The following is a 13,357-nucleotide window of genomic DNA, read 5'->3' as shown; positions in this document are numbered from 1 at the left end:
GAGGAAAAATGCTGCGCGCCGTAATCATCGCCCTGCTGCTGGTGCTGCTCCCGTCGCTCGCCCGGGCGCAGAGCTGCAGTTACACCGTCACCAGTTTGAATTTCGGCCTCATCGACACGCTGTCGGGCACCGCGGCGACATCGACAGCCACCTTCACCGCGACTTGCAGCGGCAGTTTGCCATTGCTGCTGCCCGTCCTGGTCTGTCCGCATATTGCCGCCGGCACCGGCGGTGCAACCTCGGCGGCGGCCCGGCAGATGGCGAGCGGCGTCAACAGCCTCAACTATCAACTCTATTCGGACCCCGCAATGAGCGTTGTCTGGGGCACCTATAACTGGGCCTATGCCTCGCGCCCGCCACCGCTGCTGCTGAGCCCCAATCTCTTCGGCAACTCAATCGACACCCTGACGCTCTATGGCCGGGTTCCCGGCGGCCAGGCGACCGTTCCGCCGGGCACTTATCTGTCGACATTTTCGGGCGGGCAACTCGAGTTCCGCTCCCGGACAACCCTGTTGAGCAGCAGCTGCAACACCGGCGCGGGCAACTTGGGCACCAGTCCGACCTTCACCATCAACGCCACGGTCGCGGCAAACTGCCTGGTCGCCACCCAGAACATCGATTTCGGCTCCAAGGGCGTGCTCGACGCCAATGCCGATGCCACCGGCCAGGTTACGGTCACCTGCACCCCGTCGACCGCGTACACGGTTTCCCTCAATGGCGGCACGACAGGGGGCACACCGACCAATCGCAAGATGTCGAAGGGCGCCGAGAGGATCACCTACGGCCTCTACAAGGATCTGGCGCGCTCGCAGCCTTGGGGTGACGCCGGAACGCCGGGAAGCACGGTGGCCGGCACCGGAACCGGTACGGCCCAGGCGCTCACCGTCTATGGCCGCGTGCCGCCGCAGACGACGCCCTCGGCCGGCGTCTACACCGACACGGTGGTGGTGACCATCACCTATTGATCGCGGCCCGCCTCGCCGTTGGCCGGCGCCAGCCAGCGCGCGTAAATCTCGCCGACGATGCCGCGGCGAAAGACCAGCACGCAGATCATGAAGATCAGGCCGGTGGCGATGGTCACCGGGAAGCCTGAGGTGGCGAGCGTGTTTTCCAGGCCGACGACGAGGCCGGCGCCGACGACAGGACCGACCATGGTGCCGATGCCGCCGAGCAGCGTCATCAGGATCACCTCGCCCGACATCTGCCAGGTGACGTCGGTCAGCGTCGCGAACTGGAAGACGATCGCCTTGGTCGCGCCGGCAAGCCCGGCAAGGGCTGCCGACATGACGAAGGCGGCGAGCTTGTAGCGGCCGACCGAATAGCCCAGCGAGATGGCGCGGTTCTCGTTCTCGCGGATCGAACGCAGGATCATGCCGAACGGCGAGTTGACGATGCGCCAGACGGCGAAGACGCCGATGAGGAAGACGGCAAGCACGACGAAATACATGTTGAACGTGACGTTGAGATCGACGATGCCGAACAGATGCCCGCGCGGCACGCCCTGTATGCCGTCCTCGCCTTCGGTGAACGGCGCCTGGACGCAGAAGAAATAAAACATCTGCGCCAGCGCCAGCGTGATCATCGAGAAATAGATGCCTTGCCGGCGGATGGCGAGGAAGCCCATGACCAGGCCGAGCACGGCCGCTCCGGCGGTGCCGAGCAGGATGCCGGCCTCGGGCGGCCAGCCCCATGCCTTGACGGCGTAGGCGCAGAAATAGGCGGCGGCGCCGTAGAAGGTGGCGTGGCCGAACGACAACAGCCCGGTGTAGCCGAGCAGCAGGTTGAAGGCGCAGGCAAACAGCGCGAAGCACAGCATCTTCATCAGGAAGATCGGATAGACGAAGAAGGGCGCGGCTATCAGCGCCAGTATGGCCAATGCCAGCAATACCCGCTCCAGCCGCACGGAGGCGGCGGTGCGATGTTGGTGAAGGGTTGCCTCGCTCATCTCAGGCGTCCCTTCCGAACAGGCCGGCGGGGCGCAGGAGCAGCACGACCGCCATGATGACGAAGACGACGAGGTTCGACGCCTCGGGATAGAACACCTTGGTCAGGCCCTCGGCGAGGCCAAGCATATAGCCGGTGACGATGGCCCCGAGGATCGAACCCATGCCGCCGACCACGACGACGGCAAAGACGACGATGATGATATCGGAGCCCATCAGCGGACTGACCTGGTAGACGGGCGCGGCGAGAATACCGGCAAGGCCGGCGAGCGCCGCGCCGAGCCCATAGGTGAGCGTCAGCAGCAGCGGCACGTTGACGCCGAAGGCCTGCACCAGCTCGGGATTTTCGGTCGCGGCGCGCAGATAGGAGCCGAGCCTGGTCTTTTCGATCAGGAGCCAGGTGCCGATGCAGATAATGAGCGAGGCCACCACCACCCAGCCGCGATAGTTGGGCAGGAACATGAAGCCGAGATTGGTGCCGCCGGCAAGCTGCGCCGGAACGGCATAAGGGTTGCCCGACACGCCGTAGTAGAAACGGAACACGCCTTCGATGACCAGCGCCAGTCCGAAGGTGAACAGCAGCCCGTAGAGCGGATCCAGGCGGTAGAGCCGCGACAGCGCCACGCGCTCGACCGCCATGCCGAAGACGCCGACGATGAGCGGAACCAGGAGCAGCGCCGGCCAGTAGCCGATGCCGAGATGGACGAGCAGCAGGTAACCGATGAAGGCGCCGAGCATATAGAGTGCGCCATGGGCGAAATTGATGATCCGCAGCAGGCCGAAGATGACGGCCAGGCCGAGGCTCAGCATGGCGTAGAAGGAGCCGTTGATCAGCCCGACCAGCATCTGGCCGAGCAAGGCCTGGACGGGGATGCCGAAGATCATGGTCATGGCGTCACCGAGGGTGTTGCAAGCGGGATGCGTCTGTGCGGCACGTACCCCCACCCGGACCTTCGGTCCGACCTCCCCACAAGGGGGAGGTAGGGCGGTGGCCCTCCACCCTCCCCCTTGTGGGGAGGGTCGCTGCGCAGCAGCGGGGTGGGGATACTGCCGTGGGCTGTCGTCATCATACCCCCAGCACCTCGTGCAGCTGTTGCGTGTGAGCGGAAAGCTCGCTTACGGCAAAACCCTCCATCACCTTGCCATGCTCCATCAGGTAGAAGCGGTCGGCGATGCGGGCAGCGAAGCGGAAATTCTGCTCGACGAGCAGGATGGTCATGCCGCGCTTTTTCAAGGTCGCCAGCAGTTCGCCGATGCGCTGGACGATGACCGGCGCCAGGCCCTCGGTCGGCTCGTCGAGCAGCAGCATCTGCACGCCCGTCCGCAGGATGCGGGCGATGGCCAGCATCTGCTGTTCGCCGCCGGAGAGTTTGGTGCCGGGGCTGTTGCGGCGCTCCTTGAGGTTGGGAAAGAGATCGAAGATTTCCTCGACGCTCATGCCGCCCTTGGCCACCACCGGCGGCAGGATCAGGTTTTCGTCGACGGTGAGCGTGGCGAAGATGCCGCGTTCCTCCGGCACGAAGCCGATGCCGCGATGGGCAACACGATGCAGCGGCAGGCGCATCAGGTCGCTGCCGTCGAAGGCGACGCTGCCGCTGCGCTTGCGGACCAGCCCCATGATGGCGCGCAGCGTTGTGGTCTTGCCGACACCGTTGCGGCCGAGCAGCGTCACGGTCTCACCGCGAAAAACGTCGAGGTTGACGCCATGCAGCGCATGGCCCTCGCCATACCAGGCATGGAGATCGCGCACGGCAAGCAGCGGCTCACTCATGCTCGGTCCCCCTGCTCGGTCCCCATGTAGGCGACCCTGACGCGCTCATCGTTGCTCACCGTTGCGTAGTCGCCGGCGGCGAGCACCTGGCCGCGCTGCATGACGGTGATCCAGTCGCAAAGGTCGGCGACGACGGTGAGATTGTGCTCGACCATCAGCACGGCGCGGTCCGTTGCCAGCGAGCGGATGATGCCGGAAATGACGCCGACATCCTCGTGCCCCATGCCGGCCATCGGCTCGTCGAGCAGCAGCACTTTCGGGTCGAGCGCCAGCGTGGTGGCGATCTCGAGCACGCGCTTTCGGCCATAGGAGAGATCGCCGGCCGGACGATGCGCGACATCGTCGAGACCGACGACGGCAAGCAGTTCGCGCGCCCGTGGCGTCAGTTGGTCAAGCGCGGCCAGCGAGCGCCAGAACTGGAAGCCGAGCCCGCTCGGCCGCTGCAAGGCGACGCGGACATTGTCGAGCACGCTCAGATGCGGAAAGATCGCCGATATCTGGAACGAGCGGACGAGACCCATGCGCGCCACCCTGGCCGGCGCGGTGCGGGTGATGTCGTTGCCCAACAGTTCGATCCTGCCGCTGCTCGGCTGCAGGAACTTGGTCAAGAGGTTGAAGATCGTCGTCTTGCCGGCGCCGTTCGGCCCGATCAGCGCATGGATCTGGCCGTGATGGACGTCGAGGTCGACATTGTTGACGGCGATGAAACCGGCAAAGTCGCGCCGCAGGCCGCGGGCGGAGAGCACCACCCGCGGCTTGATTTCGGCACCGTCCGGCTGGACGGCTACGGCTTGCGCCAGCGTCACTTGGTGACGAGCGGGCAGCCGCTGTCTTCGGCCTTGATGAAGGCCTTGTCGCCCGGAATGGTCGCAAGGTAGGTGTAGTAGTCCCAGTCCTTCTTCGACTCCTCGGGCTTCTTGACCTGATAGAGATACATGTCGTGCACCATCGAGCCGTCGGCCTGTACCTTGCCGTTGGCGTTGATGATGTCGTCGACGGGCATTTCATGGAGTTGCTTGGCGACCGCCTCGGTCTCGTCGGTGCCGGCCTTGTCGATGGCCTTGAGATATTGCAGCACCGCCGAATAGGTGCCGGCCTGGATCATGTTGGGCATGCGGTTGGTGCGCTTGAAGAAGCGCCCGGCGAAGTCGCGGCTCTTGTCGTCGCGGTCCCAGTAAAACCCTTCGGTGAGCACCACGCCCTGCGCCGCCTGCAGGCCGAGGCCGTGCACCTCGGCAAGGGTGAACAGAAGGGCTGCCAGCCGCTGGCCGCCAGCGACAATGCCGAACTCGGCCGCCTGCTTGATGCTATTGGAGGTGTCGAGGCCGGCATTGGCAAGGCCGATAACCTTGGCGCCGGAGGACTGCGCCTGCAGCAGGAAGGAGGAATAATCCGTCGATCCCAAGGGGTAACGCACCTCGCCCAGCACTTTGCCGCCGCTTGCCTCAACAACCTTTGAGGTCTGCTCCTTCAGCGAATAGCCGAAGGCATAGTCGACGGTGATGAAATACCAGCTGTCGCCGCCCTGCTGCACCAGCGCGCCGCCGGTGCCGACCGCCTGCGAGTGGGTATCGTAAGCCCAGTGGAAACCGTAGGGCGAGCATTGCTTGCCGGTCAGGTCGGCCGATGCCGCTCCGGTAACGATGTCGATCTTCTTCTTTTCCTTGGACAACCCCTGGACGGCGAGCGCCACCGAGGATGTCGTCAGTTCCATGATCGCGTCGACCTGCTCGGTGTCGTACCACTGGCGCGCAATGTTGGAGGCAATGTCGGGCTTGTTCTGGTGATCGGCGTTGACGATCTCGATCGGCGCGCCCTGCACCTTGCCGCCAAAATCCTCGACCGCCATCTTGGCGGCCTCGACCGACCATTTGCCGCCGAAATCGGCATAGACGCCCGACTGGTCGTTGAGGATGCCGATCTTGACCTTGCCATCGGAAATTTCGCCGGCCGCCGCCGGCATCGCAGTCGCCGCAAGCAGCGCGGCTGAGACGAGATAGGATGCTTTCACAGGTGGTTCCTCCCTTGTGGCCGACGCCGGGAAACGCGGCGGCCTTGCAATGGTTCAACAGTTCCGTCCGGTTCTCGCTGAAATCCGGGCCAGCGCCCGCCACTTCTCCTCTTGGCAACCCCTCCGCCCTGGGTGCGCCGGGAACCGTAGCATCACATTTCGCGAGGCGAGAATGCTATTTTCGTAGCATGGCGTGCTAGCGCGGCCGCTACCAGTCGGGCTCAATTGGAGAGTCTTCGGAAAAGCCGCTCGGGCCAGGCAGAGAGAGCGTTGCGGCCGCAGCGTCCAGCAGTGCCCCCGGAAGCCCTTTGAGATGCTCGCTGTCCAGCGGAAGCGCAAGATAGCCCGTGGCAATGCGTGCAGCTGCTTCCGCCTGTTCACGATCTCTCATTGCCTTGACCGCAGACCGATCAGGCAGAGTGGCCAGCCAAGCCTTGTGCAGAGCGAACATTCGAGGGTCGACCGTCGGCATGCTTACGGGATAGCCACGCTCATCGATCGCCACAGCCTCCACCTTTGGAGCGTTGATGAGCCATTGCAGCCCCTCCATGGGTGCGCTGTCGAGATCGTCGGCAAGCTGTGTAATCGAGGTAGTGGCGTTGTCCTTGAGGACATGTCTTGCCTGCGGACGGATCAGGTCGACCAGATAGCCATCACGGTTCGTTGCCCTGAAGGCTCGGGGCTGGAGCGGCTTAAAGGACCTGTCCACTTTACGCAACACGCCTATCAGACCGGACTGGCTTACCCTCTCGCCAGTCACGAAGCTGATGCGACGGCGAGAATCGAAGAGCAGGTCAATGTCCCCGGTTGCCGTGAGACCGCTGGTGATCTGGACGCCCGCCAGAGCCTCGTAAGCGAACAGCGCATTCGTGCCGACGACCAGCAACTGCTTGCCCAGCAGGTCTGTTTCGGCGCACCGCCGCAATATCCGTGCGGCGATGGCCGGTACCCTGCCCAACCCCATTGCCACATTGACTTTCGCCAGGCCGTTCAGGCGATCGGCCAGACCTGCCAGCAGATCCTTGTTCTGCACCCTGCCCTCGGAAAACGCAGCGAACGCCTTCTCCGTCTGGCTGCTTTTCGGCCCGAGTGAATTCTCGACCTGCCGGACCTTCCGCAGCAGGTATTCAGCACCGCTACGCTCAACCCAGCGCATGCTGCCTGCAAAGCGCCTTTGGCGCTGGTCATCAGCACGCTGCCAGGCCTCGTAGACCTGTTACGTATCTGTGAGTTGGCGCCGCTGCTCGCCGGTCAACTCTCTCAGCATCGTTTTCCACTCTTAAGCCAAGATCAAGTTAACATAGTGGAAAACTCTTAATTAACAATATGTTGCTATGTTTTTTCCACTATCGCAGCTATCACCCACACGCCGAGTGGAAAATACCCTAAAAACAATAGGTTATGTCCAAGAAAGGGAGGCCAGAACCTCACACGCGGGTTTTTAGCTGCGCGCACCATGGCAGCCGCTTGCCGTCGCCTCACCGCTTCTGCGGATAGATCGTCTCGCCGCGCTTCAGCATCTCGACAAAAGCCTCGATCTTCTTCCTGCGCCCCGCCTCCGTCTTCATGTTGTGCGTTCGAAACGCCAGCGCGAACCGGTTCTGGGCGGAAAGCTTTGCCAGCATCTCCTTCGCCTTCGGCTCGGCGTCGATGGCGGCCTGCAGATCGTCAGGGATCTTCATGTCCTTGCCTGAGGCATAGGCGCGGTCCCAGCGGCCGTCGGCCTTGGCCGCCTCGACCTGTTTCAGCCCGTGTTCGGTCATGCGGCCCTCCTCGACCAGGCGGGCGACATTGTCGACGTTGATCTTGCTCCAGATGCTCTTCTTGCCGCGCGGCGTGTAGCGCTGCAGAAAGCTCTTGTCGTCGAGCGGCTTGCGTATGGCGTCGATCCAGCCGAAGCACAGCGCCACGTCGATGGCCTGCTTCGGCGTGATCGAGGCGAGGCCCGAGCCGACCTTGTGGACCTTGATCCAGACCTCGCTCTCGCCGGCATGATTTTCGCGCAGCCAGGCGTAAAAACTGTCGGGATCGGGGAATTCATGAACCTTGTCGGGATCGACCTTGAACGGCGCCATCATCACCTCGTTGTTGCCGGGCTGGCTGTATCGGCTGTCGATGCCAGTTTCCGTCAGCGGCGTCGATACCCCCTAACCTATTGCGAGCCGGCTTGCGCCCAAGCCGGCGCTCATGGCAGTTTCCCGGCTGGTCGAGCCGGGCAAGGCAGACTGCAATTCGGGGGAAATGCCATGCGATCGATGTTACTCGGCCTCATCCTTCTGCTGCCGGCCTCGGCGCTCGCCGAACCCATCGAAACCCAGAAGATCATCACCGCGCTGACCGGCGACTTCAATGGCGACGGCGCCGCCGATCTGGCGATGATCGTCGAGACCGAGCCCGAAGACGATACCATGGACATGCATTTCTTCCTGAGGGACAAAAAGTACAATTTTCTGAAACCCGCCGGCGTCGTGCATGAGCAGGTCTACGGCGAATGGAACGACTACGACCAGCCGCATTATGAGGGCTCCGGCATCGAACCGGAGTTGACCTTGCTGCCCAACGGCTCGATCAAGATCTATCTGCCGGGGCTGATCGGCCCCGGCGAGCGGACCGACATGACGCTGACCATCGCCTGGCGCAACGAGGCCTTCGTCGTCGCCGGCGTTGCCTATGACCATTACAAATACCAGTCCGTTGTCGTCTACAGCAGCTGCGACTACGACGTGCTGACCGGCAAGGGCAAAAGTATGCAGACGCAGGATGATGACAGCAAGGTGAACAGTATCGTGTCTGTCGAAGGCCAGGTCGTGCCCTTCGCGGAGTGGGACACGGGGACGCCTTTTAGGGTATGCGGGGATTGAGGGGGCAGCCAATCTCCCCCCTCGTGGGGGAGATGGCCGGCAGGGGGGCCGCTGTCCCGCCAACGCACCGGCCAGTGTCAGCCACGTTTATCCCGCGATTCTTGTCAGAAAACAGATCGAGAGGTCGCGATCCTTCGCGCCCCCCTCTGCCCTGCCGGGCATCTCCCCCACTTGGGGGGAGATTGGCTTCACTGCAGATGCGGTTTCTTCAAAAAGCTGTTTCGGTCGGCGGATTTCACTCGCAGCCAAGTCTCACGACCGTCACGCACGACCCTGAGAGGAATCTCCGAACCCGCCGGATTCTGCCATAGCTTGCGGTAGAAATCGGCGAGACCGTCGACCTCGCCATCGCGCACGTCGGAGATGATGTCGCCCTGGCGCAGGCCGGCCTTGGCGGCGGGGCCGCCTTCGGCGACGCTCATCACCACGACCGCACCGTTCGACTCGGCCGAGAAGGCGCCGAGCCATGGGCGCGGCGGCTTCGCCACCTGGCCGCGCGTCAGGAGATCGTCGAGGATCGGGGTCAGAAGGTTGATCGGCACGACCATGTTGATGTCGGCGACCTCGCCGTTGCGGCTCATCTGCAAAAGCAGCGAACCGATGCCGAGCAGGCTGCCATCCTGGCCGATGAGCGCCGCGCCGCCCCAGGACGGATGCGCCGGGGCAATGAAGATCGCCTCGTCGAGCAGATATTCCCAATAGCCGGCGAATTCCTGCTTGGTGACGATGTGTGCCTTGACCGAGCGGCCGGTGCCGTCGGCAAACACCACGGGGTCGCCGATCTTCGCCTTCGAGGCGTCACCCAGCGCCACCGCCGGCAGGCCGAGCGGCGCCAGCGCCTGCACTAGGCCGAAGCCTGTCTCCTGGTCATAGGCCAGCGCATGCGCCGGCACGACGCGGCCGTCCTGGTCGGTCAGCCAGACCTCCTCGGCCTCGGTGATGAGATAGCCGATGGTGAGCACCAGCCCGTCGCCGCGGATGACGACGCCGCTGCCTTCCCGGCGCGTGCCCAGGGCATTGGCCGTGAAGGCATCGTCGGGAACCATGGCGCGCACGCCAACGACGGAGCGCAAGAGCGGGGAAACGGGATCGATCGGCATGCGGTCATCCTGGCAGATATGCGTGGGCAGTATCCTCTATAGGTATGCCGCGCTGCACAGGGCGCAAGGGCTTAGGCAACAAGGCAATCATTTCAGAGGCTGGCGCTGCCCCTCATCCGCCTGCCGGCACCTTCTCCCCCGTATAGCGACGGGGAGAAGGGAGATGGCCGCAACATCGGCGCTCTTGGCAACGCTGGCAATTGGCGAAATCAGTAGGCGACAGCGTCCTTCTCGCCGTCACTATACGGGGAGAAGTGCCCGGCAGGGCGATGAGGGGCGGCGCCGACATCGATAATAGTTCAACACAAGTTGAACCTTTCTGAATTGCACCTATGTGTTCCCGTATCTAGGTTCCGCCAACTTTTCCGCCATCAGTCTCGCGCCCTCGCGCAAGTCGTTTTCGCCCCGCCAAACCCAAGGAATTTCCCGCATGACCGAATACACCCCGCCGAAAGTCTGGAGCTGGAAGAAAGCCAATGGCGGTACGTTCGCCAGCATCAACCGGCCTATTGCCGGTCCGACGCATGACAAGGTGCTGCCGGTCGGCAAGCATCCGCTGCAGCTCTATTCGCTGGCGACGCCGAATGGGGTCAAAGTGACTGTCATGCTGGAGGAGCTTCTGGCGCTCGGCCACAAGGGCGCCGAATACGACGCCTGGCTGATCCGCATCAACGATGGCGACCAGTTCGGCTCGGGCTTTGTCGAGGTCAACCCCAACTCCAAGATCCCGGCGCTGCTCGACCGCAGCGGCAAGACGCCTGTCCGCGTCTTCGAGTCCGGCTCGATCCTGCTTTATCTCGCGGAAAAGTTCGGCGAGTTCCTGCCGACCGAACAGCCGGCGCGCGCGGAAACCTTGTCCTGGCTGTTCTGGCAGATGGGCTCGGCGCCCTATCTCGGCGGCGGCTTCGGCCATTTCTACGCCTATGCGCCGGAAAAGTTCGAATACGCCATCGACCGCTTCGCCATGGAGACCAAGCGCCAGCTCGACGTGCTCGACCGGCGGCTGGCAGAGACCGAATATCTCGGCGGCGCCTTCTATTCGATCGCCGACATGGCGGTATGGCCCTGGTATGGCGGCCTTGCGCTCGGCCGCATGTACAATGATTCCGCCGAGTTCCTGTCGGTGCAGGACTACGAGCACGTACAACGCTGGGCCAGGGCGATCGACGCCCGCCCGACCGTGCAACGCGGCCGCATGGTCAACCGCGCCTTCGGCGACCCGGCCATGCAACTGCACGAGCGCCACGACGCCAGCGATTTCGAGACGAAGACGCAGGATAAATTGGTTGTGGCGGAGTGAGCTAATCTCCCCCCTTGAGGGGGAGATGGCCGGCAGGCCAGAGGGGGTCGGCTCGACTGGGCGCGACCTCCTGCGACTGATGAAGGTTAGCGCTCCACGCGCGGCGACCCCCTCTGTCGCCTTCGGCGACATCTCCCCCTCGAGGGGGGAGATTAGCCCATCAATTTCGCCAGCCTCGGCACGCCTTCACCCACCGCGCGTTCATCTGCCAGCGTAAAGCTCATCCGCATCGTGTTGCGGCCCGAACCGTCGGCGTAGAATGCGTTGCCCGGCACGAAGGCGACGCGGGCTTCCTTGACCGAGCGGGCGAGCAGCGCGGTGGCATCCGAACCCTCAGGCAATGTCAGCCAGACGAACATGCCGCCTTCCGGTCGGCTCCAGCTGACGCCATCCGGCATTTCCGCTTCGAGTGCTGCAAGCAAGCCGTCGCGGCGCTGGCGATAGGCGCCGATCAGCTTTTCCACCTGGCTGTCGTACACGGCCTCGGAGACGCGGTGCATGACCAGCTGGTTGATCGACGGGCTGTGCAGGTCCGACGCCTGCTTCATCAGCACCAGCCGCTCGACGACGCGGCGCGGCGCGCAGACCCAGCCGACGCGCATGCCCGGCGACAGAATCTTTGAGAACGAGCCGCAATAGAGCGTGCGGGCATTGTCGATGCCGCCTGAGCGTTCGCAGTCGAGCGCCAGCATCGGCGGCTGGCCCTCGCCGTCATAGCGCAGCGCGCGATAGGCGGCGTCCTCGATGATGGCAATGTCGAGCTCGCCGGCGAGGTCGAGCACCGCCTCGCGCTGCTGGCGATTCAGCGTCTCGCCGGTCGGGTTGGCGAAATCCGGAACGAGATAAGCGAATTTCACCTTGCCGCCTGCAGCGGCAGCAGCGGCCTGGTAGGCGGCAGGCGTCATGTTGCCGCCGTCCGGCGTCAGCCGGTCGTAGCGCGGTTCGTAGGCGTTGAAGGCCTGCAGCGCGCCGAGATAGGTCGGCCATGTTACCAGTGCTGTGTCGCCCGGCGACAGGAAAAGCTTGCCGAGATAGTCCAGCGCCTGCTGCGAGCCGGAGGTGATGAAGATGTTGTGCTCGTCGCAGGCGATGCCAAGCTTGCCCATCTGGCCGGCCAGCCATTTTCTGAGCGGCAGATAGCCTTCGGAGACCTGATACTGAAGTGCTGCGCTCGCCTCCGCGCCGCCCAGCACCGAGGCATAGGCATCGGCGATGGCTTGCGCCGGAAACAAGGCCGGATCGGGGATGCCGCCGGCAAAGGAGATGATATCGGGCTGGTCGAGCAGTTTGAGCAGCTCGCGGATTTCCGACGCCTTCATGCGCGAGGCGCGCGACGCCAACAGGTCCATCAAACTCACGAGCCAACCTCCCGGGATACGGCATCTGGTCCAGCATGACCGTCCCGGCCATGCGAATTTAGGTCAATCTGGCTGACCTATTATCAGGCTCCCCCACCCGCGGGAATAGCCAGACCGTCATTCCGCGTGGCCCAGACGAAAAAGCAAACACATTTCTGCCCTGGACAGGGAAAATTGTTGCGCGCCGAGGGGCGCGGATGCAACCTCATTCCGAGCGGACCGGCATAAAAAGAAAAGCGGTCTCAACAAGGGGGGTTAAAATGACGCTTGAGCTCATCGGGGCCGGATTCGGCCGCACCGGCACATGGTCGACCTTTGCCGCGCTGAACAGGCTGGGCCTTCCCAGCTACCACATGCAGGAAGTCATCCTCAACAAGGCCAACAAGGGCCATCTCGACTTCTGGCGCAAGGTGGCCAACAGCCCGCCCGGCAGCCAGCACGACTGGACCAGAGTCTTTGCCAATTACAAGGCGACGGTCGACAATCCGGGATGCTGCGTGTGGCGCGAATTGATGGCCGCCTATCCCGACGCCAAGGTGCTGCTCACCCTGCATCCGCGCGGCGCCGAGGCCTGGTACGACAGCACCATCGACACCATCCACTTCACCGAGACATTGTGGCAGTTCAAGGTGCTGGAATGGCTGACGCCGTTCGGCCGCAAATTCGGCGACATGTCGCACAGACTGATCTGGGGCCGCACGCTTGCCGGCGTGATGGACGACCGCGCCAAGGCGGTGGCGCGCTACAACGCCTATACCGAGGAGGTGATAGCGGCCGTGCCGCGGGAGAAGCTTCTGGTGTTCAAGGTCAGCGATGGCTGGGCGCCGCTGTGCGGCTTCCTCGGCGTGGCGCTGCCCAACGAGCCTTTCCCCAACCTCAACGACCGCGAAAGCGTCAAGAAGATCATCCGCGACATCATCAACGGCAGCTACATCATGCTGGGGCTGTCGGTGGTGGCGGTGCTTGCGGTGATCGCGGCGCTGTGGTGGTGGCTGGGGTAGCCGCCGGACCGT

13 protein-coding genes are annotated in these 13,357 nt (G+C 63.7%); 4 read left to right on the top strand and 9 right to left on the bottom strand.

Translation table 11 applies throughout. From position 1 onward, the window contains the following. Nucleotides 1-8: 8 nt before the first annotated feature. Nucleotides 9-965: a Csu type fimbrial protein gene (locus NKI96_RS29725; protein ID WP_023712558.1), complete on the top strand. Its 957-nt coding sequence runs from the start codon at nucleotides 9-11 to the stop codon at nucleotides 963-965. Here NKI96_RS29725 and NKI96_RS29720 read toward each other — a convergent pair. From NKI96_RS29720 to NKI96_RS29690, 7 genes are all read right to left on the bottom strand, one after another. Then, a complete protein-coding gene (locus NKI96_RS29720; RefSeq protein WP_023712557.1) occupies nucleotides 959-1,945 on the bottom strand; it encodes a branched-chain amino acid ABC transporter permease in 987 nt (328 codons plus the stop codon). The genes NKI96_RS29725 and NKI96_RS29720 overlap by 7 nt on opposite strands. A gap of 1 nt (nucleotide 1,946) precedes the next feature. Next, the gene (locus NKI96_RS29715; protein WP_023671423.1) at nucleotides 1,947-2,834 is read right to left on the bottom strand and encodes a branched-chain amino acid ABC transporter permease; all 888 of its coding nucleotides are present in this window, start codon (nucleotides 2,832-2,834) and stop codon (nucleotides 1,947-1,949) included. Between the two features lie 175 nt (nucleotides 2,835-3,009). Next, the gene (locus tag NKI96_RS29710; protein ID WP_352807514.1) at nucleotides 3,010-3,714 is read right to left on the bottom strand and encodes an ABC transporter ATP-binding protein; all 705 of its coding nucleotides are present in this window, start codon (nucleotides 3,712-3,714) and stop codon (nucleotides 3,010-3,012) included. Continuing rightward, nucleotides 3,711-4,520, bottom strand: a complete 810-nt coding sequence (locus NKI96_RS29705) for an ABC transporter ATP-binding protein (RefSeq protein ID WP_352807511.1) — start codon at nucleotides 4,518-4,520, stop codon at nucleotides 3,711-3,713. Before NKI96_RS29705 ends, NKI96_RS29710 begins: the two co-directional genes overlap by 4 nt. Then, nucleotides 4,517-5,725, bottom strand: coding sequence for an ABC transporter substrate-binding protein (locus NKI96_RS29700; protein ID WP_352807508.1), 1,209 nt, complete (start codon nucleotides 5,723-5,725; stop codon nucleotides 4,517-4,519). Before NKI96_RS29700 ends, NKI96_RS29705 begins: the two co-directional genes overlap by 4 nt. Nucleotides 5,726-5,933: 208 nt before the next feature. Then, nucleotides 5,934-6,881 (bottom strand): GSU2403 family nucleotidyltransferase fold protein, encoded by a 948-nt coding sequence (locus tag NKI96_RS29695; RefSeq protein ID WP_352807505.1) that lies wholly within the window; start codon nucleotides 6,879-6,881, stop codon nucleotides 5,934-5,936. 322 nt (nucleotides 6,882-7,203) lie between these two features. Then, on the bottom strand, nucleotides 7,204-7,800 hold the full coding sequence (locus NKI96_RS29690; protein ID WP_352807503.1) for a YdeI/OmpD-associated family protein: 597 nt from the start codon (nucleotides 7,798-7,800) through the stop codon (nucleotides 7,204-7,206). 171 nt (nucleotides 7,801-7,971) lie between these two features. On the opposite strand from NKI96_RS29690, the gene NKI96_RS29685 reads away from it, so the two are divergent. Then, nucleotides 7,972-8,586, top strand: a complete 615-nt coding sequence (locus NKI96_RS29685) for a hypothetical protein (protein ID WP_023715162.1) — start codon at nucleotides 7,972-7,974, stop codon at nucleotides 8,584-8,586. Nucleotides 8,587-8,774: 188 nt separating this feature from the next. Here NKI96_RS29685 and NKI96_RS29680 read toward each other — a convergent pair whose 3' ends face one another. Then, nucleotides 8,775-9,686, bottom strand: a complete 912-nt coding sequence (locus tag NKI96_RS29680) for a S1C family serine protease (RefSeq protein WP_023671416.1) — start codon at nucleotides 9,684-9,686, stop codon at nucleotides 8,775-8,777. 430 nt (nucleotides 9,687-10,116) lie between these two features. Here NKI96_RS29680 and yghU point away from each other — a divergent pair, with 430 nt between their 5' ends. Beyond that, complete coding sequence (gene yghU / locus NKI96_RS29675; RefSeq protein ID WP_023671415.1) at nucleotides 10,117-10,986, top strand: glutathione-dependent disulfide-bond oxidoreductase; 870 nt, start codon at nucleotides 10,117-10,119, stop codon at nucleotides 10,984-10,986. Between the two features lie 152 nt (nucleotides 10,987-11,138). On the opposite strand, the gene NKI96_RS29670 is transcribed toward yghU, so the two are convergent. Then, nucleotides 11,139-12,335, bottom strand: coding sequence for an aminotransferase-like domain-containing protein (locus NKI96_RS29670; RefSeq protein ID WP_352807540.1), 1,197 nt, complete (start codon nucleotides 12,333-12,335; stop codon nucleotides 11,139-11,141). Between the two features lie 269 nt (nucleotides 12,336-12,604). Between NKI96_RS29670 and NKI96_RS29665 the strand changes: the two genes are divergently transcribed. Continuing rightward, a complete protein-coding gene (locus NKI96_RS29665; RefSeq protein WP_352807499.1) occupies nucleotides 12,605-13,345 on the top strand; it encodes a sulfotransferase family protein in 741 nt (246 codons plus the stop codon). Nucleotides 13,346-13,357 lie beyond the last annotated feature (12 nt).

This window comes from Mesorhizobium sp. M0292, from assembly GCF_040321695.1.
Taxonomy (GTDB): Bacteria; Pseudomonadota; Alphaproteobacteria; order Rhizobiales; family Rhizobiaceae; genus Mesorhizobium.
The sequence above is the reverse complement of the archived record's forward strand: the minus strand, read 5'-3'. Positions and strand labels throughout refer to the sequence as shown.

Coding starts and splice junctions, on each gene's coding strand:
- NKI96_RS29725 (WP_023712558.1), top strand. CDS start 9: ATGCTGCGCGCCGTAATCATCGCCCTGCTGCTGGTGCTGCTCCCGTCG.
- NKI96_RS29720 (WP_023712557.1), bottom strand. CDS start 1,945: ATGAGCGAGGCAACCCTTCACCAACATCGCACCGCCGCCTCCGTGCGG.
- NKI96_RS29715 (WP_023671423.1), bottom strand. CDS start 2,834: ATGACCATGATCTTCGGCATCCCCGTCCAGGCCTTGCTCGGCCAGATG.
- NKI96_RS29710 (WP_352807514.1), bottom strand. CDS start 3,714: ATGAGTGAGCCGCTGCTTGCCGTGCGCGATCTCCATGCCTGGTATGGC.
- NKI96_RS29695 (WP_352807505.1), bottom strand. CDS start 6,881: ATGCGCTGGGTTGAGCGTAGCGGTGCTGAATACCTGCTGCGGAAGGTC.
- NKI96_RS29690 (WP_352807503.1), bottom strand. CDS start 7,800: ATGGCGCCGTTCAAGGTCGATCCCGACAAGGTTCATGAATTCCCCGAT.
- NKI96_RS29685 (WP_023715162.1), top strand. CDS start 7,972: ATGCGATCGATGTTACTCGGCCTCATCCTTCTGCTGCCGGCCTCGGCG.
- NKI96_RS29680 (WP_023671416.1), bottom strand. CDS start 9,686: ATGCCGATCGATCCCGTTTCCCCGCTCTTGCGCTCCGTCGTTGGCGTG.
- yghU (WP_023671415.1), top strand. CDS start 10,117: ATGACCGAATACACCCCGCCGAAAGTCTGGAGCTGGAAGAAAGCCAAT.
- NKI96_RS29670 (WP_352807540.1), bottom strand. CDS start 12,335: ATGGACCTGTTGGCGTCGCGCGCCTCGCGCATGAAGGCGTCGGAAATC.
- NKI96_RS29665 (WP_352807499.1), top strand. CDS start 12,605: ATGACGCTTGAGCTCATCGGGGCCGGATTCGGCCGCACCGGCACATGG.